25 protein-coding genes are annotated in these 23,801 nt (G+C 41.3%); 17 read left to right on the top strand and 8 right to left on the bottom strand.

The annotated features are described in order from the left end of the window. Positions 1 to 246 precede the first annotated feature (246 nt). The 5 genes from AOG27_RS01200 to AOG27_RS01180 all read left to right on the top strand — a co-directional run bounded on the left by AOG27_RS01200 (position 247) and on the right by AOG27_RS01180 (position 3,014). Positions 247 to 474, top strand: coding sequence for a cag pathogenicity island protein Cag25 (locus AOG27_RS01200; RefSeq protein WP_054551190.1), 228 nt, complete (start codon positions 247 to 249; stop codon positions 472 to 474). A gap of 9 nt (positions 475 to 483) precedes the next feature. Then, a complete protein-coding gene (locus tag AOG27_RS01195) occupies positions 484 to 711 on the top strand; it encodes a hypothetical protein (protein WP_054551189.1) in 228 nt (75 codons plus the stop codon). 98 nt (positions 712 to 809) lie between these two features. Next, complete coding sequence (locus AOG27_RS01190) at positions 810 to 1,043, top strand: EF-hand domain-containing protein (RefSeq protein WP_054551188.1); 234 nt, start codon at positions 810 to 812, stop codon at positions 1,041 to 1,043. 4 nt (positions 1,044 to 1,047) lie between these two features. Further along, positions 1,048 to 1,281 (top strand): EF-hand domain-containing protein, encoded by a 234-nt coding sequence (locus AOG27_RS01185; RefSeq protein WP_054551187.1) that lies wholly within the window; start codon positions 1,048 to 1,050, stop codon positions 1,279 to 1,281. Positions 1,282 to 1,373: 92 nt separating this feature from the next. Next, positions 1,374 to 3,014, top strand: coding sequence for an amidohydrolase (locus AOG27_RS01180; protein ID WP_054551186.1), 1,641 nt, complete (start codon positions 1,374 to 1,376; stop codon positions 3,012 to 3,014). Between the two features lie 2 nt (positions 3,015 to 3,016). Here the strand turns inward: AOG27_RS01180 and AOG27_RS01175 are convergent, their stop codons facing one another. Then, positions 3,017 to 3,247 carry a YgjV family protein gene (locus tag AOG27_RS01175; RefSeq protein ID WP_054551185.1) on the bottom strand — a complete coding sequence of 77 codons (231 nt, stop codon included), beginning with the start codon at positions 3,245 to 3,247 and terminating at the stop codon, positions 3,017 to 3,019. A 268-nt stretch (positions 3,248 to 3,515) separates the two neighbouring features. Here AOG27_RS01175 and AOG27_RS01170 point away from each other — a divergent pair, with 268 nt between their 5' ends. Then, entirely contained in the window at positions 3,516 to 4,172 is a 657-nt protein-coding gene (locus AOG27_RS01170; RefSeq protein ID WP_054551184.1) for a Crp/Fnr family transcriptional regulator, read from the top strand. Positions 4,173 to 4,209: 37 nt separating this feature from the next. Here AOG27_RS01170 and AOG27_RS01165 read toward each other — a convergent pair whose 3' ends face one another. Together AOG27_RS01165 and pepB are read right to left on the bottom strand one after the other, a co-directional pair. After that, positions 4,210 to 4,776: a phosphoribosyltransferase gene (locus AOG27_RS01165; protein WP_054551183.1), complete on the bottom strand. Its 567-nt coding sequence runs from the start codon at positions 4,774 to 4,776 to the stop codon at positions 4,210 to 4,212. A gap of 197 nt (positions 4,777 to 4,973) precedes the next feature. After that, positions 4,974 to 6,269: an aminopeptidase PepB gene (pepB, locus tag AOG27_RS01160; RefSeq protein ID WP_054551182.1), complete on the bottom strand. Its 1,296-nt coding sequence runs from the start codon at positions 6,267 to 6,269 to the stop codon at positions 4,974 to 4,976. Positions 6,270 to 6,418: 149 nt separating this feature from the next. Here pepB and sfsA point away from each other — a divergent pair, with 149 nt between their 5' ends. Continuing rightward, positions 6,419 to 7,138, top strand: coding sequence for a DNA/RNA nuclease SfsA (sfsA, locus tag AOG27_RS01155; protein WP_054551181.1), 720 nt, complete (start codon positions 6,419 to 6,421; stop codon positions 7,136 to 7,138). Here the strand turns inward: sfsA and AOG27_RS21670 are convergent. Beyond that, on the bottom strand, positions 7,128 to 7,481 hold the full coding sequence (locus AOG27_RS21670; protein WP_235523664.1) for a penicillin acylase family protein: 354 nt from the start codon (positions 7,479 to 7,481) through the stop codon (positions 7,128 to 7,130). The genes sfsA and AOG27_RS21670 overlap by 11 nt on opposite strands. A gap of 87 nt (positions 7,482 to 7,568) precedes the next feature. Then, on the bottom strand, positions 7,569 to 9,671 hold the full coding sequence (locus tag AOG27_RS01150; protein WP_235523663.1) for a penicillin acylase family protein: 2,103 nt from the start codon (positions 9,669 to 9,671) through the stop codon (positions 7,569 to 7,571). Between the two features lie 147 nt (positions 9,672 to 9,818). Here AOG27_RS01150 and AOG27_RS01145 point away from each other — a divergent pair, with 147 nt between their 5' ends. From AOG27_RS01145 to mdoH, 10 genes are all read left to right on the top strand, one after another. After that, positions 9,819 to 10,808, top strand: coding sequence for an AraC family transcriptional regulator (locus AOG27_RS01145; protein WP_054551180.1), 990 nt, complete (start codon positions 9,819 to 9,821; stop codon positions 10,806 to 10,808). 212 nt (positions 10,809 to 11,020) lie between these two features. Next, entirely contained in the window at positions 11,021 to 11,464 is a 444-nt protein-coding gene (gene dksA / locus AOG27_RS01140; RefSeq protein WP_054551179.1) for an RNA polymerase-binding protein DksA, read from the top strand. Positions 11,465 to 11,481: 17 nt separating this feature from the next. Beyond that, positions 11,482 to 12,426, top strand: a complete 945-nt coding sequence (gluQRS, locus tag AOG27_RS01135; protein ID WP_054551178.1) for a tRNA glutamyl-Q(34) synthetase GluQRS — start codon at positions 11,482 to 11,484, stop codon at positions 12,424 to 12,426. Between the two features lie 292 nt (positions 12,427 to 12,718). Beyond that, positions 12,719 to 14,005, top strand: a complete 1,287-nt coding sequence (gene pcnB, locus AOG27_RS01130; protein ID WP_235373295.1) for a polynucleotide adenylyltransferase PcnB — start codon at positions 12,719 to 12,721, stop codon at positions 14,003 to 14,005. Positions 14,006 to 14,007: 2 nt separating this feature from the next. Next, a complete protein-coding gene (gene folK / locus AOG27_RS01125; RefSeq protein ID WP_054551177.1) occupies positions 14,008 to 14,496 on the top strand; it encodes a 2-amino-4-hydroxy-6-hydroxymethyldihydropteridine diphosphokinase in 489 nt (162 codons plus the stop codon). Between the two features lie 29 nt (positions 14,497 to 14,525). Then, complete coding sequence (gene panB, locus AOG27_RS01120) at positions 14,526 to 15,320, top strand: 3-methyl-2-oxobutanoate hydroxymethyltransferase (RefSeq protein WP_054551176.1); 795 nt, start codon at positions 14,526 to 14,528, stop codon at positions 15,318 to 15,320. Further along, positions 15,321 to 16,172, top strand: coding sequence for a pantoate--beta-alanine ligase (gene panC / locus AOG27_RS01115; RefSeq protein WP_054551175.1), 852 nt, complete (start codon positions 15,321 to 15,323; stop codon positions 16,170 to 16,172). Between the two features lie 96 nt (positions 16,173 to 16,268). Beyond that, complete coding sequence (locus AOG27_RS01110; RefSeq protein WP_370625252.1) at positions 16,269 to 16,469, top strand: hypothetical protein; 201 nt, start codon at positions 16,269 to 16,271, stop codon at positions 16,467 to 16,469. A 352-nt stretch (positions 16,470 to 16,821) separates the two neighbouring features. Beyond that, the gene (locus AOG27_RS01105; protein WP_054551173.1) at positions 16,822 to 18,540 is read left to right on the top strand and encodes a glucan biosynthesis protein; all 1,719 of its coding nucleotides are present in this window, start codon (positions 16,822 to 16,824) and stop codon (positions 18,538 to 18,540) included. Further along, complete coding sequence (mdoH, locus tag AOG27_RS01100; RefSeq protein WP_054551172.1) at positions 18,512 to 20,494, top strand: glucans biosynthesis glucosyltransferase MdoH; 1,983 nt, start codon at positions 18,512 to 18,514, stop codon at positions 20,492 to 20,494. Before AOG27_RS01105 ends, mdoH begins: the two co-directional genes overlap by 29 nt. 52 nt (positions 20,495 to 20,546) lie before the next feature. Here the strand turns inward: mdoH and AOG27_RS01095 are convergent, their stop codons facing one another. The 3 genes from AOG27_RS01095 to phoB all read right to left on the bottom strand — a co-directional run bounded on the left by AOG27_RS01095 (position 20,547) and on the right by phoB (position 23,684). Continuing rightward, on the bottom strand, positions 20,547 to 21,515 hold the full coding sequence (locus AOG27_RS01095) for a PstS family phosphate ABC transporter substrate-binding protein (protein ID WP_054551171.1): 969 nt from the start codon (positions 21,513 to 21,515) through the stop codon (positions 20,547 to 20,549). Positions 21,516 to 21,606: 91 nt separating this feature from the next. Continuing rightward, complete coding sequence (gene phoR / locus AOG27_RS01090) at positions 21,607 to 22,938, bottom strand: phosphate regulon sensor histidine kinase PhoR (RefSeq protein WP_054551170.1); 1,332 nt, start codon at positions 22,936 to 22,938, stop codon at positions 21,607 to 21,609. A gap of 56 nt (positions 22,939 to 22,994) precedes the next feature. After that, positions 22,995 to 23,684, bottom strand: a complete 690-nt coding sequence (phoB, locus tag AOG27_RS01085; protein WP_054551169.1) for a phosphate regulon transcriptional regulator PhoB — start codon at positions 23,682 to 23,684, stop codon at positions 22,995 to 22,997. Positions 23,685 to 23,801: the final 117 nt, after the last annotated feature.

Below are 23,801 nucleotides of genomic sequence, written 5' to 3'. Positions count from 1 at the left end.
ACCTTAAAAAGCACTGATTTTCCCCCAAAAACCGATACAAAGTTGCTATTTGGCAACAAACTAACTCATTGAAATAAAATAGATAAACTTTTAACACCTGAAAATCGTTGCAAAAAAGACACAACACCCTGTAACTATTTCGCATTCAAAACCACACAAAAACCATAACCAACTGATAATTAATAACTTTTAATATTGGCACTGATTTTGATTAGTACTAAGCAAATTAGTTATTTAGGACACAAAATGAAAGTAACGGCCCCGGTAGCCACCCTGCTTATAAGTCTGTTCTCAGTTCATAGTTACGCACTTGATTTGCAGACAACATTTAATGAGCTAGATAAAGACAGCAATGGTTTTTTGAGTGAAGCAGAAGCATCTGAAGATGCCTTGTTGCACGGCAACTTTACGCAAATTGATAGTAATCAAAATGGCCAAATTTCATTTTCTGAGTTTCAGTCGTTTATTCAATAGGAGATTGTAATGAAACAACTTTTAGCTGCATTTTCGCTGATGTTTTTAGTTATCAGCGCCACCGTTTTAGCATCACAAATGGATGTTCGATTTGCTAAATTTGATACAAACGCCGATGGCGAGATTTCATTAACTGAAGCAACCAAACACGATAACTTACTTAAGCAATTTGCCGATCTGGATGAAAACGGCGATCAGGTTTTGTCTGAACAAGAGTTTGAAAAATTCAAACCTTAACGGCTTAAAGTGCTTGCCATAATCCCAGAGGGAATGTGTAAACGGATTTAAATTTTGGGAGTTAAATTATGGCAAGCACTTTTATTTAGGAGACAATTATGAGAATTTTCTGGCTTGCTCCATGCACCTTAATTACTATAAGCTTCAATAGCTTAGCATTGGACGTAAAACAACGCTTTGATCACCTAGATAAAGATAAAAATGGCTTTTTATCTGAGCAGGAACTGTCATCGCAACCGCACTTGCAAAAACGCATAGCGCAGTGGGATACAGATAAAGATCAACAAATCTCGCTCCTTGAGTTTAAACACTATTTAACAAACAAGAGTTAAAGTAATGTCAAAATTAACCTTTGCCAGCCTAGTTTTAAGTTGTGCATTTAGCACAATGAGTTTTGCTGCAGATAGTATTGGTGAAAAATTTAAACAACTTGATCGTAATGACGATGGTTACCTGACTCGCTCAGAGTCTGCGAGAGACCCAGCTCTGTGGTCGCGATTTAAAAATTACGACAGTGATAAAGATAATAAATTATCCCTCAGTGAGTTTAAGATTTATGCGAGCAAATAAAGAGTTATAGTTAACTATTAATCTCTGCTGAGTTGCAGTTTACTGCAACTCTGATACTGTTTTCATAAATCAATAAAAACTATTAGAAGATTATGAAACTCATCATCAGCTTACTCGCAACAGCTTCACTTAGCTGTTTTGCCAACACCACTGTTATTTATAATGTAAATGGCTATACGCCTACCTATAAAGGCGAAACCCAACACTTTTCTGCACTGGTTTTTAAAGACGGTAAAATCGTAAAAACAGGCAATGACTCAATTAAAAATAGCTTCCCTGATGCCACCGCAATTGATGGCAAGCAAGCCACATTGTTACCAGGCTTAGTCGATGCTCATGGCCATGTTATTGGTTTAGGTAATAATCTTTCACAACTTGATGTAAGGAATACGCGCTCGGCAGATGAGGTTGGCAAAATGCTGGCTGAGTTTGCCAAAGATAAACAAAGTTGGATCATTGGTCGCGGTTGGAACCAAGAGCAATGGCCTGGCGGTGAGTTTCCAACTGCAGCTGATTTAGACAAATACGTAAAAGACAAACCTGTGGTGCTTTCTCGCGTTGATGGTCATGCTGTGTGGGTTAACTCAAAAGCCATGGAACTTGCAGGTATTGCCAAACAAACTCCCTCTCCTGCTGGCGGTGAAATTTTAAAGCTAGATTCTGGCTTACCTTCAGGGGTATTCATTGATAAAGCCGAAACGCTTATTACTCAGCATATACCAAAAGTAAGCCATGCCAGCATAAATACAGCATTAGATAATGCAGGTAAACATCTACTAAGTTTAGGCATCACATCAACCCATGATGCCGGTATCGATTACGACACGTGGCAAGTATACAAGCAGCGCTCTGAGCAAAGTACTCTTCCTGTCAGAATCGTAGCCATGCTAAGTGCTGCCGATCCTCAATTAGAAACCATGCTCAAAGCGGGTAAATATAAAGACATGAATGACATGCTGTCGATTCGCAGTGTCAAAGTGTATGCGGATGGTGCTTTGGGAAGCCGAGGCGCAGCCCTCATTGAAGAGTACGCTGATCGTAAAAATCATCATGGCTTAATGCTTGAAACTCAAGAAAAGCTTGAGCAGCTATTTAACCTAAGCTTTTCCCATGGCTTTAGTGCAAACACTCATGCAATTGGTGATAAAGCCAATCACGTAGTACTCGATGCCTATGAAAATGTATTTAAAAAAACCGGTGGTATTTTACTTCGTAACCGAATTGAACATGCACAAATCGTGACTCCTGAAGATATTCCTCGTTTTAAAACATTAAAAATTATTCCATCAATGCAGCCTGTTCATGCAACCTCTGATATGCATATGGCTGAGCAGCGCCTGACTGAAAAACAACTTGAAGGGGCGTATGCTTGGAAGACCTTTTCAGCACAAGGCTCAGTGATTGCAGCGGGTTCTGACTTTCCAGTGGAGCTTGCTAACCCATTTGATGGTTTATATTCGGCCATCACCCGAATGGATCATAATCAATTACCAGAAGGCGGCTGGCGACCACAAGAGCTGCTATCGCGTGATGAAGCTTTGCGTGCATTTACTTTAGGTGGTGCTTATGCTGCACATCAAGAGTTTAAGGTAGGCAGTTTAGAGCAAGGTAAATGGGCTGACTTTATTTTGATTGATAAAGACTATTACAAAGCGCCAATCTCAGAGATCCACGATATAAATGTGACGCAAACTTGGATTGCGGGCGAGCTGAAATATAAAAAAGAGGAATAATATTACTCGGCGTCAGCTTTTTGCTGACGCTTTAATTTAACGATGTGGTAAATATTCACAAACGCCAGTAAGCCATTAGTGAAGGCAACGGGCACGGCTCCTATTGCTAATCCGTAGAAGGTAAATGCAATACACCCTGCTAAGTTAAGCCAACGTAGTTTTACTACATCGCTCATTGTCAAAGAAGCAACCAACAGTGCTGACGCTAAATAGCCTAAATATTCCCAACTCAATTGTTCTCTCCTAGGCTTTAGGTTAGCATTGGAGCTTGTCATTTTTTTTGACGCACTCTGTGCTATTTTGACAATAAAATAAAAAAGCTAACTTACTAAAAACCTTGTAAAGCTTAAGAATAACCTTGGCTTTAAAATCATTACACGGGAAATGAAGGTATCAGTAACGTGAAACACCTTACTAGCAAGTTAGCGTAAATTCTTAGAATCTTAATGCTAACGTCATTAAGATGTAATAAATAGGACAATTGTCCGAAGAGCGGCGTTAATGTTTCAATATCATTTTTCAAGCTATCTTGTTGACCAATTACTGACATTTGCTGGCAGCAGTTTTCAACAAGCTAAAAAAGAGGTGCTGATCCACCAAGATCAACCCTTGTCAAAACTCGTATTAGTGAGAAGCGGCACAGTGTCGTTCAGCTATGACGTGGGTAATGGCCGACGCCTTCTTTTAGGCCAGCTTGATTGTAACAACACACTGATAGGTGAAATTGAAGCTCTGAATAACTATCCGTGTATTTATACAGTTACGTGCTTTAGCGATGTAAGCTATAACCTAATAGAGCTCAAGCATTGGCGCGCACTACTGTTAGAAAAGCCAGAGTTAAGCTTGTACACAGCGCAAACAATTGCCGCTAAATTCCAAGAAAACCAAAAAATAAACTTAGATAAGCTGCTATTACCACTTAGCTACAACATAGCTAAAGATTGCTTATTAAGAGCTGAAAACAGCAACCCAACGTTACTGCGTGCCTACCCTACCGTAAATGCTGAAGCTGAGCGCTTTGCTACCACCGAAAGAGCATATAGACGCGTCGTTACAGAGTTAGTTGAAAAAGGCTTAGTGCAAAGAAGTAATCAAGGTTTACAAGTAGTAGATATCGACAAGCTTAGTGATTACGTCGATAGTTTTGCGCAGTTATAAGTGTAGGACACACTCATAACTGCAAGGGTATTCAAACTTACTTTTCTACAAGTAAATCATGAATATTAGCTAAATCTGACTTACCTTCGATAATTTCGTCTGGCGTTAGGCCTGAAAGCTCATGAGGGAACACAAGCCACTCTTCAGACTCATGAATGAAGTAATCTGGCACCATGTCTACTTTTGAGTTCTTCGGCTTGTAGTATGGGCAAGCAACGCGAATATCACGTGGTAGGTTTAAACGCATTAACTCCGAAAGCTTTTCTTTTAATGCAAAAATACTGCGGCCAGAATCGAACACGTCATCAACGATTAGTAATGAATTGTCTGCATTGGCATTTTCAATGATGTAATGCAAACCGTGAACTTTAATTTCTTTAGATTGCTGGTTAATACCGTAATACGAAGAAGTACGCACTGCGATATGGTCAGTTTCGATGCCTTTATAATCGTAATATTCTTGAACTGCGATACCAATTGGAGCACCACCACGCCAAATACCAATGATGAAATCAGGACGGAAACCATCTTCATAAACTTGTGCCGCAACACGAAATGAATCTTCAAGAAGCTGCTGCGCAGTGATATAGCACTTATCTGACATAAATAGAGACCCCAGTGTGAAATGATCATTCTAGTGTAGCTAATTTAATAAAAACTAACCACAGGATGAGAAAATGTGGGGCGGGATTTTATACTAATTTACTCAAAAAAGCTTGTATCAGTTTGTAAAATTCCCCTTTAGATCAAAAAAGCCCCTTAACTTAGATAAAGTTAAGGGGCTTTGAAAAAGTAAATTGCTTATGCTTTTTCTAGTAAAGTTCTTGCAACGGTACGCATACCTTGTGTTGTTGCGCCTGCAGCCCACTCGCTTGTGCTACCCATGTTAAATGCAGCAGCAAGGTCAATGTGCACCCAACCTTTGCCTTCATTTGGTACAAAGCGTGATAAGAAACCAGCCGCATTAGAAGCACCACCGTAACCACCACCTTTTTGAGGACGGCTATTTGCGGTATCTGCATATGGCGACGGGCAATTTTGTTGATGCCATTTTTCAAGTGGTAATGGCCATGCAGCTTCCATTTCTTGCTCTGCAAAGTCTTGTACGTCACGTACAAGCTCTTTATCAAGACCGAACAATGCATTGTACTCTTGACCAACAGCAACAAGCGCAGCGCCTGTTAGTGTTGCCGCATCAATGATTAATGGCGCGCCAGACTCACCTGCAGCCATTAAGCCATCAGCTAGGACTAAACGGCCTTCAGCATCGGTATTAACGATTTCAACTGTAGTGCCATTTTTATACGTTAAGATATCACCAAGTTTGTAGGCATGACCTGAAATTAAGTTTTCAGCACAACATAAAAACAATTTAATACGTTTGTTGATACCACGGCTAATAGCAAGTGCTAAGCCTGCAGTTACTGTAGCAGCACCGCCCATGTCGCACTTCATGCCTAACATGCCTTCACTTGCTTTGATTGAGTAACCACCTGAATCAAACGTAATACCTTTACCAACTAAAGCGGCAGCAACAGGTGCATTTTCGTCGCCCGTTGGGTTGTAATCTAATGCTAATAATACCGGTGGACGCTCACTACCACGGCCTACCGCGTGAATACCAATCCATTGTTGCTCTAATAAAGCATCGCCTTTAATGATTTGGTAGCTTACGTGCTCAGGCGCTAATGACTGAATAAACTCAGCAGCTTTACCAGCTAGGCTCTCTGGGAAAATATCATCCGCAGTGCCATTGATCATTTGACGAGCCCACGTCGCAGCTTGCTTTAACGAAGTCAGCTCTTTGCTGTCTGTTTTTGCATTTTCAACAAACTCAATTGCGTCTAAATTCTTTGGTGATACAAAACCTTGATAAAAAGCCCACTGTGTTTCTGTGCACCAAACATCGCCTACTAAGGCAATATTTTTTAAGCCTTGATTAGCTAACGTACGTGCTGCTTTTTGTACGTTTTTAAGTGTATCTTGCTCAGTTAAATGAACAGTTGCGCCTTGTTCAGTAAAAGAAAGAGCGGCTTTTTCGCCCCAATGTGCGGCAGCGCCCTGCTCGCTAAGTTGAACTAGAAATTTTTCTGACATGTTAGAATACTCTTTGCGCTAAAAATGTTGATTGAGTTTACTACAGCCAACGTCAGTTCCCAACAGCTTGCGATAAATAGCGTTATGAAGTGTGGTTTAATCCGCGTAATGAATCACTTACAATAAAGAAAAACCAATCAGGTAAAGTCATGAAGTTTACTCCTGCATTACAATCAGCCACCTTAATTAAGCGCTACAAGCGCTTTTTAGCCGACTTAAAAACTGCCGATGGCGCAGAGTTTACAGCTCACTGTGCTAATACAGGCAAAATGACGGGCTGTGCAGAGCCTGGGTTTAAGGCTTTTTATTCAACCAGTGATAATGCTAAACGTAAGTACCCTCAATCCTTGCAATTAACTCAGAACCAATTCGACCACTTAATTTGTGTTAATACCGCTATTGCAAACCAGGTTGTGCTAGAAGCTTTAAATACAGGCGCGATTGCTGAACTTGTTGGCTATCAAACCATTGCTGCAGAAGTAAAATACGGCCAAGAAAATAGCCGTATCGACTTTTTACTAACAGATGAACATAAACCCCATTGCTATGTAGAAGTAAAATCTGTGACATTACTTTCACAAACAGAACCACACTCCGGACAAGGGTATTTTCCGGATGCAAAAACTGAACGTGGCCAAAAACATGTCAGGGAATTAGTAGAAATGGTACAGCAAGGGCATCGTGCCGTTCTGCTTTTTGCAGTTTTACACGACGGTATCAATCAAGTAAGTGCAGCAGAACATATCGATCCGAAATATGCCCAGCTTTTGACTGAAGCTATAAAAAAAGGGGTTGAAGTGATTGCTTATAAAGCAGAAATTTCAGCCAGCCAGATCAGACTGGCTGAAAAAGTACCTTTTATTGCTTAGTCATTGACAGGTCGACTTCATCAATCAGGTTAAGCTCAATATCTTCATCTTTAAAAAGTAAAGGTCTAAGCTTAGCCGACTGAGAATAATAGCGACTTTGATCATCAAAATGTTCTGAATGTGAGTCTGAACTTTGTGACATGGTTAACAAACCTTTTGCCTCAGGGCCATTTTCTGTAAAGTTCATTACAAACATCCAACTAGAGCCATAGTTAACAGGGTATCCCTGCGGCGTTAAGTTTGATGCAAGAGGTTTACCCGTCACAGCATCATTTAGAACAGCATAATCCGTGTAAGGGATCAGTGTCGAACGCGTTAAGTTACTGCGATCATATCTGAACACGTTAAACCCACCTTCCACATGCATAGGACCAGCCCAAGGTAGCTTTTCACCTGAGCCACTGCCACCGGCAAGTGATTTTTCGACAAACTATAATTCATCTAAGCGACTATCCAGTGCAACATTATTTGCTTGTAAATTATAAACAGCATGTGCCAATGCAGTTAAAGCAACTTTATCTTTGCGTAATGTATTTGGCGTATTAGCAGGGTTAGTCACATCAAAATTGTCATAAAGATGCTCTTTTGCGTTAAATAAGTGCGCAAACTCGCGAAATAAAGCAGCACCTTGCGTATCTAAGTTCATTTTACCATCGGCATTAGCTAATAAATCACATGCTTGGCTGATATAAACTTGCGTACCGTTACTTAATTCAATTGGTAAGTCCCCTTGTGCAAAACATTGTAATGCCAGCTCTTCAAACACTAAACTCTCAAGGTAAAAGTGATTACCAACTAATGCCTGCTCTAACTCATCCAAGGTAAATTTAGCATCTTCGCCTCCTCCTTGCTGAAGAAGCTTCAATCCCATTCTTGTTCTTAGTGATAGGGGTTTATGCACATCACCATATTGAGCCGCAAAGCCGATGAGTGGCTCGTTAAGATTAGTAACCCAATAGCTGTCATTAGAATTTTGTACATAATCTGTGCGTGTTAATTGCGGCGCTTCGTTAAATGGTACTTTGCCTTGGCTTTCAAATAGCTTCATATTGCCAGGAACAATGTCAAAGCCGACGGACTCTCTCAAAGCAACAAGCTCTGGTTGTAATCGAATGGCTAAGTTCGCTTGATCGTCAAGCTTTAAAACCGTGCTATCGTCAACATAAAAGACATTACCTTCTTTGTCTGCTGCCATGGTGTTATTGAAAGACACACCATCAAACTCAGCAAAGGCTGCTTTCATATCTTCAAGGCTTACAGCTTGGTTTAAAGCCGACCACTGAGCAACGACATCCATATTAAATTCGTTAGCATCTTTTATCGTAAATGCTTGAGTATCACTCCAACCTAAGCCATTTTCTACAGGTGTTTCGAGCATTAATCCATGATGGCTATAATAAAAGGCCTTGCTCAACTCAATTGTACTGCCAGCACCAGTAGCCACTTCAACAGTAACGACTTTTTCAGTAATTGAGTACTGCTCATCTTCAACACTATAACTCATTCTATCATTTTCATTTAAAGCCAATTGATAAATTAAAAAGTGACGCGCAGTCGAAAAAGTATGCGTCCAAGCTACATGCTCGTTAAAGCCAATATTAATAACGCCCGGCATTCCCTGAAGACTCCCCCCCATTACATCCATAGCACCAGGTATGGTCAAATGAGACTGCCAAAACCGCAAATTTCCCTCATAAGGAAAGTGTGGATTAGCGAGTAATCCTCCTTTGCCATTGGCCATCATGTCTTTACCTAGGCCCCAACCGTTTGAACCCAAATGTTTATATTTTTTTTCAAGTTTAAATTGCGCAGCTTGCTGAGCAATGTTGTTAGTGATACTAGAAACAGCTGAAGGAGCACCGCTCATTGGTACAGGTAAATATTCATTGCTATCCCCAGGGTTGGCAAAAAAAGCTAACTCTAAAAAATTAGCTGAACTGGCTAACTGCACGGTAGCCATTGAATAGGCAAGCATATCTTGTGCTGTTAGTTGGGTAACCCAAGGTTGCGATGCACACTCTGGAGCAAGGTTTTCAACACCGGTGTCTGTTACGTATTTATTAAACCCCTGTACAAACCCCTCGTAGTGGGCGCGACTGTCTTCATTGAGTTCATCATAATGTTGCAGTGCGTACTCATTCACTCCTAATGCTTTATAACCAAAGTCTGATATTAAGTGCTGTGAATCTCCACTTCCAGCAACCTTATCTGGGCCATAGTATTTTGAGCGTTCGCCTCGCACTTTAATAATTTGGTCCATTAATAAGCAAGCATGATCTTTTGCATATGCAAACCCTGCTCCAAACGCCAAACTCTCTAAATTTGCTGCTGTGATATGGGGTACACCATAGGTTGTCCATCGCACATTCGCTTGTAACGTATTGCCTTCGGAAAATGCAGGAATATCTACTTTTACAACTGGATCTGGGTCAGGGGTAACAACGGGAGCTGTGGTGTCATTGTTATCTTTATCTGAATTACAGCCGACGAGCAAAGCCGCAGCAATACCGATTAGCAGGGGATTGAGTTTCATTGTGGATCCTTATTATGATTGTATGTCCACCCCCCAGCTTGCCTTAAATAGTAGGCTAAATCTTGACCTTTCACGCAAAAAATTGACTTTGCGCGCCAACTAATGCAGCGTTACTTCTATTAAAATAATAATAACTATGAATGACCTATGTTTTATATCAGTTGCCAGATAATTCGCTCACTTGTATTTTTTTTAGAACGCCAAGGCATGTGTAGCAAACAAATTGAAGCTTTGCTCGGTGAACGACTGAAAGATTTGGACGATGTAAGCGCCCGCTTTCCTATCACTGACTATGAGTCACTCATGCACTATGGCGATAAAATATTACAACAAGAGCATATTGGGCTGGAGTTTGGCAACTCTTTAAAAGCACAAAATTGGGGGCTACTAGGTCATGTTGCATTAGTGAGCAAAAACTTAGAAAAAGCACTGGAGCATGCACAGAGATTAAGCAAAACAATACGAAATATTGGTCACATTGAACTCGTTTCTGAAGACGAGTTTTGTCGTCTAAGCTGGCATGCTCAAAGTAACATACAGCATTACATGGTAGATGAATTATTTAGCAGTTGGCTTTCATTTGCTAAGCACTGTTGTCACAATCATGCCGATGTTAGCCTTGAAAAAGTACAGTTGACTAGACCCACCCCAACCCCAGAAAGTTTAACTGTTTATAAACAGGTTTTTAATTGCCCTATTGAGTTTTCAGCTAACTCAAATTCTCTTATTTTTAGTAAATCGATTCTTAAATGTCGACTGCAATCTCCTAACCCCGAGCTTGAAAACATTTTATTATCTCAAGTCGATACAGCTGTATCACAGCATGATTATGCCTCGCAGTTAGTTACTTTCATTAATACCCAATTGCCTCACATACCGACCCTTGAGCAAGCATCAATTCAACTCAATATTAAAAAACGCACTTTACAACGTCACCTTTCAAATCAGCAACTTAGTTTTTCTAAACTCATTGATCAGCAACGAAAACTGCTTGCAAAAGAGATGCTTCTAAAAGGCCTATCTGCACTGGAAATTAGCAACAAGTTAGGCTTTTCTGAACAAAGCGCTCTACAACGCGCCTTTAAGCGTTGGTACAAAACCACGCCAAAAAAGTTTTTAGCTTTATATACTATTTAAGTTGTATTATTTTTTTTTGCCCATATAACTTAGCAAATTTAAAAAAATGACGAGTAGTTAAGGGCTTACCAAACCGCCCATAATTATTTGAGCAATCATTAGTGCAAGGTCAAGAGGATTAATTAAAAATAAATTTGCCTCAGTCTAATGATTCTGCTATTTATAGCCGCCGGCTAACGCTGGGCAAAATATTAAGGATTTAGGAGAAAGTTATGCCAGACCAAAAAAGACTAGGGTTATTGGCTCAGGCCGGGTTGGAACCATACCAAGAACAGCCAGGTGAAGAGTACATGAATGAAGCACAACGTGCTCATTTCAAAACAATTTTAGAAGCTTGGCGTAACGATTTACGTAACGAAGTAGACCGTACTAAATCGCATATGCAAGACGAAGCAGCTAACTTTCCGGATCCAGTAGACCGTGCAGCACAAGAAGAAGAATTCTCATTAGAACTTCGTACTCGTGACCGTGAGCGTAAACTGATCAAGAAAATTGAAAAAACGATTCAATTAATCAAAGAAGATGACTTTGGTTTCTGTGAATCATGTGGTATCGAAATTGGTATCCGCCGCCTAGAAGCGCGTCCTACAGCTGATTTATGTGTAGACTGTAAAACGCTTGCGGAAATTAAAGAAAAGCAATCTGGACGCGGTTAATATCCTTTAATTAGCCCATGTCTACCACAGCCGTTAACACGCCAATGCGTGAATATCGTGGCCGCTTTGCGCCATCCCCTTCAGGGCCATTACATTTTGGCTCACTTATAGCGGCTGTGGGTAGCTTCCTTGATGCAAAAGCAAATCAAGGAAAATGGTTAGTACGCATTGAAGATATCGACACAACGCGTGTTGTAAGCGGTGCTAGCGACGATATATTACATACCTTAGAGGCTTACGGTCTTTACTGGGACGAGCCTGTCATATACCAAACCCAGCGTCATGAGCAATACCAAGCCATTGTTGACGAGTTAATTTCGCAAAACCTTGTTTATGCATGTCATTGCACGCGCAAAGAAATTAAAGCAATCGGTGGAATATACCAAGGCCACTGCCGGTATAAAAACCACGCTTTAACTGATTCAGCGCTACGTTTAACCCAGCAATTTGCAACCAGTCACTACCATGATTTAATTCAAGGTGAAGTGTATGTTGATAGCCAACTTGCCAAAGAAGATTACTTAATAAAGCGCAGCGATGGTTTATTTGCTTACCAACTGGTCGTAGTCGCCGATGATATCGCACAAGGTATTACAAGAGTCGTTCGCGGCGCTGATTTACTCGAGCCAACTGCACGACAACTCAGTTTGTTTAAGCAACTAAGTAAACCGGCCCCAGAATACGCCCACCTTCCTTTAGCGGTAGCTAAACCTGGTTTTAAGTTATCAAAGCAAAATTACGCCCCCGCAATAGCAAAATCAAATCCAAAGCCCGCGTTGTTCGATGCCTTGCGCTTTTTAGGTTTAAAGCCAGAAAGTTCACTATTATCGTTAAGTACCGAACAGATGTTAGCTTGGGCTGTTGAAACTTACCGCCTTGAACACATACCAAAGGTGCAAGAAATACAAGTTAGCGAGGATCCTAACTCTCCTTTTTGTAACTTTGTTACTATTGAAAAATAAATTGCCAATTTTAAAGGCCGAGTAACTTAATTTTTCAGCCCTGCTGGTATATGATAGCGACCCAAAGTGTGCGAATCATCAACACCTTAATTTAGCGCCATTTAAAACACACTGATTACACGTCAATCTCACATCGGCGAAGTATCAAACAAACGCTATACTTGATGAGTCGCAAAGTCCGCGTCGTAGGAGACAGATTATTATTTCTAAGCTTTTTCAATTTTGTCGGCAGATTATTGGCCCAAATGCCACGACATCAAGTGATGCTTTGCCAACGAGCGAGTTACCTTTGGTGATCGAGCGCAGTGAACATGGTATTTCGCGCAAACAATTTAGCCCAAATGCAATCAAAGTATTGTACCGCCTTAAAGAAGGTGGTTTTGATGCCTACCTTGTAGGTGGTTGTATTCGAGATATATTGTTAGGCCAACAACCAAAAGACTTCGACGTTGTAACAAACGCAACCCCTGAGCAAATCAAAAAGCTATTTCGTAACTGTCGTCTAATTGGTCGTCGTTTTCGTTTAGCCCATATCGTGTTTGGTCGAGAAATTATTGAAGTGGCGACCATGCGCGGCCATCACGAAGCCGAAGAAAGCAAAAATCAAATTAGCCAATCAAGCGAGCACGGCCAACTCCTGCGCGACAATGTCTATGGCAGCATCGAAGAAGATGCCGAGCGCCGTGACTTTTCGATTAATGCACTTTACTACTCAATTAACGACTTTTGTATTTATGACTATGCCAATGGCATTAGCGCGATAAAAGCAAAACAAATTGAGCTGATTGGCGACCCAGAAACACGTTACCGTGAAGACCCTGTGCGCATGTTACGCGCAGTGCGTTTTGCCACCAAACTAGGAATGAGCATTGCACCTGGCACCGAAAAGCCAATTAAAGGCCTTGCTAATTTACTCGACCATATTCCGCCAGCTCGTTTGTTTGAAGAATCACTCAAGTTGTTCTTAAACGGCAAAGCAGAAGAAAACTACTTAATGCTTCGCCAGTATGGTTTATTCAAAGCATTATTCCCTGCGCTTGATAAGATCTTAGATGCCAACCCTGAAGGCTTTGAACATACATTTATCCTGCAAATGTTTAAAAACACCGATAAACGTATTAATGCTGATAAAAAAGTCACTCCAGCCTTTATTTTTGCAGCCCTTTTGTGGTTCCCATTACTGAGCATTGCTAAAAAATTACAACAACGCGATCAACTTTCAGAGTACGATGCATTTGCACAAGCGATGAACAAAGTACTGAGTGAAAACGCACAACATGTAGCAGTACCCAAACGCTTCACACTGGGTGCACGCGATATTTGGCATATTCAGCAACGTCTTGATAAACGAGGTGGTCAACGTGCTTATAGGCTGACTCAACAGCCTCGCTTCAAGGCAGCCTATGATTTCTTACTTTTGCGTGTGCAAGCTGGCGAAGAGCAGCAAAAAGAGCTTGCTGATTGGTGGACAACCTATCTAAGCCAAGACATCAACGGCCAAAAAGAGATGGTTAAAAATTTAGGACACCAAGGTGGCCCTAAGCGCCGTCGTCGCCCACGCAAGAAAAAAGTAGACTAAGTATGCATACCGTTTATTTAGGTTTAGGTGCCAATTTAAACGCGCCACGTAAACAAATTCATGCTGCTGTCGCTGCCCTAAAAGCATTAGAAGATGTTGAGTTTGTTTGTGTATCCCATGATTACGCAAGCAAACCCATGGGGCCACAAGATCAACCCGATTATGTAAATGCGGTCGCATGTGTTAAAACTGCACTTATGCCAGAGCAGTTGCTTGATTTAACGCAAGCCATTGAGCTTGAGCATGGCCGTGTTAGAAAAGAACAGCGCTGGGGTCCGCGTACCCTTGATATAGATATTTTATTGTTCGGTAATGACGTAATAGACACCCCTCGCTTAACCGTGCCTCATTATGGCCTAACAGAGCGAGAGTTTGTTGTTTACCCCTTGTTGGAAATTGCACCAACACTTGTACTACCGAATAATCAATCACTTGCTGATATAACAAAAACGTTGCCTTTAAACGATTTACAACAACTCCCTCAGCAGTAATCAACCAAGGCTAAGCCTTAGAGGAAATTATGTCTAAAATCACCGTTTCAACCTTGAATAAAATGAAACAAGAACAACAAAAAATCACCGCATTAACAGCTTACGATGCCAGTTTTGCTAAATTGTTTCATGATAATGGCGTCGAGGTGATTTTAGTTGGTGACTCTTTAGGTATGGTATTGCAAGGTGCTGATGACACATTAGCAGTAACCAACACAGAGATTGCTTATCATACACGCTGCGTACGAGCAGGTAGCCGTGAATTATTTGTAATTGCTGACTTACCCTTTATGACCTATGCCAACCCAACTGATGCCTGTAAAAATGCTGCAGAGCTGATGCGTGCTGGGGCAAACATGATCAAGCTTGAAGGTGGCGAATGGCTGCACGACAGCATTCGTGCGATGACCCAACAAGGTATTCCAGTATGTGGCCACCTAGGCTTAACACCTCAGTCAGTGCATGTATTTGGTGGTTTTAAAATTCAAGGTCGTGAGCAATCTCAAGCTGATAAAATGGTTAGCGATGCGAAAGCACTTGAGGCGGCAGGTGCGCAGTTACTTGTTTTAGAATGTATTCCAAGTGAGCTTGCTAAACGTATTACTGATGAGCTGAACATTCCTACCATTGGTATTGGTGCAGGTAATCAAACTGATGGGCAAATCTTAGTAATGCACGACCTAGTTGGTATTTCGGCAGGCTATATTCCTAAGTTTTCAAAGAACTTTTTATTAGAAACCGGCAATATGCCAGCAGCAGTGCAAAAGTATTGTGAAGATGTAAAAAGTGGTGCTTTCCCAAGTACCGAACACGAGTTTAAATAAATGCAATCAATCACTGAAATCAAATCGTTACGCAGCCAAATCAAAGCTTGGCGTCAAGCGGGCCTGAGCATTGCACTAGTGCCTACTATGGGCAATTTACACCAAGGTCACTTTTCACTGGTTGAAAAAGCCAAAACCTTAGCTGATAAAGTGGTTGTGAGTATCTTTGTGAACCCAATGCAGTTTGGGGCTAACGAAGATCTTGATAGCTACCCACGTACACTTAACGAAGATAAACAAGGTTTAGCTGAACTCGGTACTGATATCGTGTTTACACCATCCGTTGAAACGATTTACCCAAATGGTTTAGGCGAGCAAAGCTTTGTCGATGTGCCGGGTGTTTCTATGGGTTATTGTGGCGGCTCGCGCCCTGGTCACTTCAAAGGCGTCGCAACCGTTGTTACTAAGTTATTTAATTTAGTACAGCCTGACTTTGCTTGTTTTGGTGAGAAAGACTTTCAGCAGCTGCAAGTGATTAAAACCATGACACGCGATTTATCTATCCCTGTAGAGATAATTGGCGTACCTACTTGCCGTGAAATCTCTGGGTTAGCAATGAGCTCTCGTAATGGCTATTTATCTGATGAGCAAAAAGACACTGCAAAAGTACTGTTTGCCACGTTAAATAATACAGCAACAGCACTGAAGCAAGGCAATGCAGACATTGCTACACTTGAGGCTGATGCAAAAGCACAGCTTGAAAGTGCAGGCCTTAAACCTGACTATTATGCGGTAGCAGAGCGCTCAACATTAAAGCCGGCAACAACGGCTGATAAACAACTTGTTATTTTAGCTGCTGCTTATTTGGGCTCAGTACGTTTAATTGACAATTTACAAGTTGAGCTGGATTAAATAGCAATAATCTGGGTAAGATGGATTGCAAATAAAAGACATAAACTAGGGATAAGCATGAAAAAACTACCTGCAATTGCAGCAACATTATTTGCTATGACATTACTGTCTGCTTGCTCAAATAAAATTGAAAACCCAGAAATGCAACAATGCGCTCAACAAAACTACCAATGCGAGGCAAGCTGTGAACAACAAAGCACCGCTGATGGCTTAGTTCATAAGGTGTGTAGTAACAAGTGCATTGAAGCTTATAATCAATGTAAAGCTAATGCCGAAAAATTAGGTGAAGTTAAATAATACTTACTTTTAGCTCGCTTATTAGGGCACTGAAACCTGTTCGGTGCCTGCACTTCTCTTCTCGATTACAATTTCATTTCCATAATTAAGCCTCTGGTAATTTTGTTCATATTTTTGTTTACCCTTTAATCTATTCATATTAGGGCAAGCTTTCGTTCATTAAACTTCTCTATATTGGTGACGAATAAACAACTGCAACCATGTAATTGTTTCTCACTAATTTCAAAATTTTACTCTTCGCATTTAACTGCACCAACTCAAAGTCATTGAGATTATTAGTTTTTATTTTGGGTTCAGTAATTGCTAAGGGATATGAATGAATTAACGTGATTTACGGCTAAAGGAAAATTGAATGAGACCAGAAACTCGAACCAAGCTCTTCAGTGCTGCTAAAAAGAAGACCTTATTGGGCGTATTATTAGCCATGAGCGCAGGTCATACATACGCAATTGAAGAACAAGAGCAATCAAACGTAACTAAAACAGAACAAACAGCCGTTAAAGTTCAAGCAGCCGAAAATGAAAAACTGGCCTCAAAGGAAAAGGCTGCTGTTGAGCTTAAGCCTGAGATGATCACTATTCCCCAAGAAAAGCTATTTGATGTTATCACTGCGCGTGCTAAAAAACTCGCTTCAGAGCCTTATGTAGCCCCGAAAGATCTTGAACTTGAGGCGCTCACAAGCATCAATTACCAAGACTACCGTGCAATCCGTTTTCGTACTGAGCAAGCAATTTGGAAAGATCAAAGCCTTTATGAAGTGCAGTTGTTCCACCCAGGCTTTTTATATCGTTCACCGGTTGCAATTAATACTCTTGAACAAAACGCTGAAGTAAAAAGTTTACCTTTTAAAACAGATTACTATCGTTATGATGCAACTGCTGCCCCGTTAGAGCAAGAGATCAGTACTGCGATTGCCAATACACAACTTGGCCATGCAGGTTTTCGTTTGCATTTTCCACTGAACAACAACCAGTACAAAGATGAAGTGGCTGTGTTCCAAGGTGCTTCATATTTTCGTTTAGTTGGTCCGCACCAAGTATATGGTCTGTCAGCCCGTGGACTTGCGGTGGATACTGCTCTTAGTTCAGGTGAAGAATTCCCTGTATTCAAAGAGTTCTGGTTAGTAAAACCAGCACCCGAAGATACCACTATCGTGCTCTACGCATTATTAGATAGCCCATCTGTGTCGGGCGCCTATCGTTTTGAATTAACACCTTCGACCAACACTGAAGTGAAAACTCAAATGCAAATTTTCGCCCGCAAAGACATCAAAAAGCTTGGTATTGCCCCGCTAACAAGTATGTTCTACCACGGTGAAAACAGTACAAAGTTCTTCGACGACTACCGCCCTGAAGTACATGACTCTGACGGCCTTCTAATGCAATCAGAACAAGGTCAATGGGTTTGGCGCGCACTCAATAACCCGAAGAAGCTAAGTGTCACTTCGTTTAGCTACGAGAACCCGAAAGGCTTTGGTCTTGCACAGCGAGACCGTGACTTTAATAACTACCTTGATACCGAAGCACATTATCACAACCGTCCGAGTATGTGGATTGAGCCAGAAGGTAATTGGGGTAAAGGGCGCGTTGAGTTAGTAGAGATCCCAACAGATACAGAAACCAACGACAATATTGTTAGCTACTGGGTGCCAGAGCAGCCAATGAAAGCCGGTGACAGCTTAAGCTTTAGTTACAAGCTTTCGACTTTCAATGCCACGCTTGCAACTCAAGATAAAGCGAGTGTGTTAAGAACTCGAATTGGTAGTGCAGCATTACCTGGTGAAGACAATCCACCACCAAAAAGCCACCGCCAATTTACCGTTGATTTTAGTGGCGAAACCATTAATCAACTATCAGCTAATTTTGCCATGCAAGCGGATCTTACACTCTCTGCTGGGCAAATAAGCGATAAAACGGTACAGCAGTTACCAAACAATCAAGGATGGCGCGTAGCCTTTAAAGTGGCGCCAGAGGGAGATAAGCCAGTTGATATGCGCTTATCGTTAAAACTACGTGATAAAGAAATCAGCGAGGTATGGAGCTATGTCTGGTATCCAAACGACGTCCAATAGTAAAGCGTTAGAAGCAACAGCAATGCCATTTAAGAAAACCCGCGCTTGGCTTTTTTCGAGCCTAGCGCTCAGCATTACCGCCTATGGCGTGTGGATCATGTTCGATATTTTAAATTCTAACGGCATGACACCGCTTGAGTACGCTTTACTGGCATTATTTACAGTCACCTTCGCGTGGATTGTTACAGCCTTTTGTAGTGGCTGTATGGGCTTTATCTTGCAATTATTTCGTATTGACCCGTTGACCTTAAAACGTCAAAAGCCAATCGAGATTAATCAGCATGCCTTGAGCCAAACGAAAACAGCCATTGTTATGCCTATCTACAACGAAGATACAGAGCGTGTAATTGCCGGTTTTGAGGTTAGCCTTCGCTCGCTGGCCAAAACAGGACAAATGCCACATTACGATTTTTACTTACTTAGTGATACGCAAGACCCTGAAATCGCACGTAATGAACTAAAAGCATGGAATGCTCTCACTAAGCGTTTAGGTGATTTAGCTGCGCATACTTTTTATCGTCGCCGTGAAGACAACAAACACCGTAAAGTAGGTAACTTAACTGATTTTTGTGAACGTTGGGGCAGCCAATACGATCATATGATTGTGCTTGATGCCGATAGCATTATGACGGGTCAATGTATGCTTGAACTGACTTCTAGCATGATCAGCAATCCAAAATCAGGTTTGATCCAGACGATCCCTATTCCGGTTCGCCAAGACACGTTTTTTGGTCGCTTTTTACAGTTTGCATCGATTTTATATAGCCCAATGTTGGCAACTGGTTCTGCTTTTTGGCAAACAAACCAAGCAAACTACTGGGGTCACAATGCAATTATTCGCGTTGAAGCATTTACAAAATGCTGCGGCCTGCCAGTTTTAAAAGGCAATGCCCCATTTGGCGGTGAAATCTTAAGTCATGACTTTGTTGAAGCCTCACTGCTACACCGTAGTGGTTGGGATGTGTTACTGCTGAGTGATGTTGAAGGTAGCTACGAAGAAGTGCCAAGTAACATTCTCGATTACGCAATTCGAGATAGACGATGGGTGCAAGGAAATATCCAGCATTTAGGTTTATTGCCTAAATCTGGCCTTAAGCTAATGAGTAAAATGCACTTTTTATTTGGTGCCACAGCGTATATTTCATCGTTAATCTGGTTATCAATGCTGGCATTAAGTACCTTAGATGCAGTGACTCGTGCTCTTAATAGCGACGTATACTTTAACCATGCTTATCAGCTTTTCCCAACCTGGCAAATTGCCAAAACGGATCTAATTGATTCGTTGTTATTCATTACTGCCGTATTACTGTTACTACCTAAATTAATGGGTATTATTGTGACTTTAGTACACCGTAATAAAGCCTTTGGTGGCACGATGAAGCTAATTGCAGGTTCACTCATCGAAACGGTTTTTGCTATTGTGATTGCGCCGCTAATGATGGTATTCCATAGCTATTTTGTCGTGTGCGTATTTTTAGGTAAAAAAGTGAGCTGGGATGCACAGCCTCGTGAAGGTAGAATGGTACCGTGGAAGGAAGCGATTGGTTATACGTTATTTTCGACTATTACCGCGATTATTTGGGGCTCGGTTGCTTACTATTACACACCGACCTTCTTTTGGTGGTTATCACCTATTTTAGTGGGCCTTATTTTAGCAGCGCCAATTGTACGTTACTCAAGCAGCATCGGCTTAGGTGTGAAAATGCGTAAAATGGGCTTATTCTTATGTCCAAGTGAAGTTGAAAACGATGATACCTTAGCGGCACTTCGTGTACATCAACAAGAAATTGGTTTACCTAAGGATGAGCACGCTAACTTTAGTGTACCTGCACTACCTAATGAATATCCAACGGTAATGCCAATTCAAAGCTTTAAGGCTCCCTCGGGTAAAAAGCGTAAGCAAGTACGCCTTGCTCAGCAACGCATTAAGGCAAAATTATTTGCTAAAAGCTAAACGAAAAAAAACCGCTCACTGAGCGGTTTTTTCGTCTATGTCTGTATGGTTGTTACAGAAGGCCTAGCTTTTTAAGTTCAGCCATTGCCATTTTACCTGAAAGTGGCACATAGCCATCTTTCTCAACAATTTTTTGACCGTCTACAGAAAGAACCATTTTTAAGAACTCTGCATCGATTGGTGAAAGCGGCTTGTTAGGGTGCTTGTTCACGTAAACGTATAAGAAACGAGATAGTGGGTATTTACCTGTTGCTACGTTTTCTAATGTTGCATCAACAAAGTTGTCGCCTTTCTTAGAAAGTGGAACCGTACGTACACCTGATGTTTTATAACCGATACCTGAGTAACCAATCGCGTTCACTGAAGAAGAGATTGACTGAACTACAGATGCAGAACCAGGTTGTTCGTTTACGTTGTTACGGAAGTCACCTTTACAAAGTGCTTTCTTCTTGAAGTAACCGTAAGTACCCGATACTGAGTTACGACCGTAAAGCTGGATATCTTTTGCTGCCCAATCGCCCTCAAGACCTACTTCGCTCCAACGATTAACCTGTGCATCAGCACCACATTTACGTGTTGAAGAGAAAATCGCATCAACTTGGTCAATACGTAAACCTTTGATTGGGTTATCTTTGTGTACGAATACAGCAAGAGCATCGATTGCAACGCGTACTTCAGTTGGCTTGTAGCCGTAACGCTTTTCGAATGCTTCAATTTCTTTTGACTTCATACGACGGCTCATTGGGCCGAAGTTTGCTGTCCCTTCAGTTAATGCTGGAGGAGCAGTTGAAGAACCCGCTGCTTGGATTTGAATGTTTACGTTTGGATAGAAGCGCTTGTACTCTTCTGCCCAGAACGTCATCATGTTTGCAAGCGTGTCAGAACCTACAGATGAGAAGTTACCAGAGATACCACTTACTTTAGTGTACTCAGGCATATCTTTATCAACTGCAGCTGCTTGTGCTGATACAAATGTTGTTACAGCCACACCCATTGCGGCAACGAGATTTTTGAATTTCATAGGGGTTACTCCGATTTGTTCGTCCCATTTCCTAACTGCGGTCTACTCTAATGACACTAGATGACAGTTAGATTACCCTTAAATGACATTTTTATGACTTTGCAGTTTTCTTAATATTATCTGTTAAACGCACGACTTTTTCGCTACCAAATGCAAACGCAAAGGTCGAGCCTTGGCCTAATTTACTGCTGATATCTAAACGACTGTCATGCCTTGTAAGTACATGTTTTGTAATCGCTAAACCTAATCCAGACCCACCTGTAGTGCGGCTACGAGCCTTATCAACACGATAAAAACGTTCCGTTAAACGGTTAATATGTTCAGCAGCAATACCATCACCATTATCGGTCACACTAAATGCGGCTTGGTTATTTTTAAGCTGCCAATCAACCACAATCTTGCCACCGGGCTTGGTGTAATGAATGGCGTTAAACACAAGGTTAGAAAAGGCACTTCGTAATTCATCTTCGGCCCCTTTAATGTCTAAGCTCGCATCAACATTAAAGATAAGCTCATGGCCTTTGTCTTGGTTTAATGACTGTGCTTCGGTTTGAATATAGGTAAGTAACTGCGGCACATTAACCGGCTTATCGTTATCTTGACGACGTGCCCCTTCAATACGCGACAACGACAATAATTGATTAACCAGACTGTCCATGCGCTTACATTGTTCAAGCATGGTAGTTTGCGCTTTTTGCCACATTGCAGGAGGTGGTAAGCTATCTGAATCAAGCATTTCTAAGTAACCGGTTACCACTGTAAGTGGTGTTCTCAGCTCATGAGAAACATTGGCCACAAAATCTTTACGCATCTGCTCAAGTTGCTTTAAGCGAGTAACATCACGCACCACCATCATCAACTGTGAACTTGCATAGGGCATAACACGAAACTCTAAGGTTTGATCGTAGCTGTGGCCACCATCAAGCTCGAGCGGTTCATCGAAACAGGCTTTATTCATGTACTTTGCAAACTTAGGATCGCGAATAAGATTATCTAAGCGTTGCCCATGATCGGTAGGCCACTGTAACCCTAAAACCTTTAAAGCCAATTGGTTACACCAAATGATGCTGAGATCTTTTTGTAAAACCACTACCGCATCAGGCACAGCCTCGGCGCCATCACGAAAGCGGCGTATTAAGTCTGCAAGTTCATTACGTTTTTTACGGTTTCGATGTTGTAAGTGATAGATCCCTTCAAAGACTTGCTCCCACGCTCCCTCCCCTTCGGGTGGGTTGAAACTACGTTGATTAAGAAGCCAATCGCTGAGGCGATATAATTGATGATAATGCCAAATTAGCAGTGCAAAAGAGCCTAAAAATAAAAGCAAAAAAGGCGCACCTACAAGTACGCCAACTAATAACAAGGGTAAGAAATACATAAACAGGCGTTTTGCTAACGCCTGTTTATTCACTACTCGATACATACACTCACTTTACCTTAAGTATGTAAATTAGCTTGTTAAGGTCATTGCTATGACACTTATAATTTACTTGAAAAACGATAGCCTGCACCGCGAACGGTTTGTACTAAACGGTCATGCCCTAATGGTGCAATCGCTTTACGTAGACGACGAATATGTACATCAACTGTACGGTCTTCTACATATACATTTGTTCCCCATACATGATCAAGTAATTGTTCACGGCTGTAAACACGTTCTGGATGTGTCATGAAGAAATGGAGTAATCTAAATTCAGTAGGACCCATATCTAATTCACTCCCTTCTGATGTTACACGGTGTGAGATTGGATCAAGGCGTAAACCATGAACTTCAATGGCTTCTTCTAATGAGGTTGGTGAAACACGGCGAATAACCGCTTTAATGCGCGCCATTAATTCTTTAGGAGAAAATGGTTTTGTTACGTAATCATCAGCACCTACTTCAAGACCGCGTACTTTGTCTTCTTCTTCACCGCGAGCTGTTAGCATGATGATAGGAATTTGACGAGTGTATTCGTTTTGCTTAAATTTTTTCGCAATTTGAATACCGCTACCACCTGGTAACATCCAATCTAATAAAACCATATCTGGGTATGGTTCTACCATAGCTTCAATTGCAGAGTCATAATCTTCTGCTTCAATTGCTTGAAAACCATTTTGCTCTAGAACAAAAACCAGCATCTCTCTGATAGGCGCTTCGTCATCGACGACTAGTACTTTACGTGACATTCCAATTTATCTCTTTCGTTAGCGAACTGGTTTCATTATTATGACTAAGTATGACATTTTTATGAAAGTCTAACGAGTAATTCAAAAAGCGCAAAAAAATCAATGCAAAAATAGCCA

Source organism: Pseudoalteromonas lipolytica (assembly GCF_001306915.1).
Lineage (GTDB): Bacteria > Pseudomonadota > Gammaproteobacteria > Enterobacterales > Alteromonadaceae > Pseudoalteromonas > Pseudoalteromonas simplex.
The sequence above is the reverse complement of the archived record's forward strand: the minus strand, read 5'-3'. Positions and strand labels throughout refer to the sequence as shown.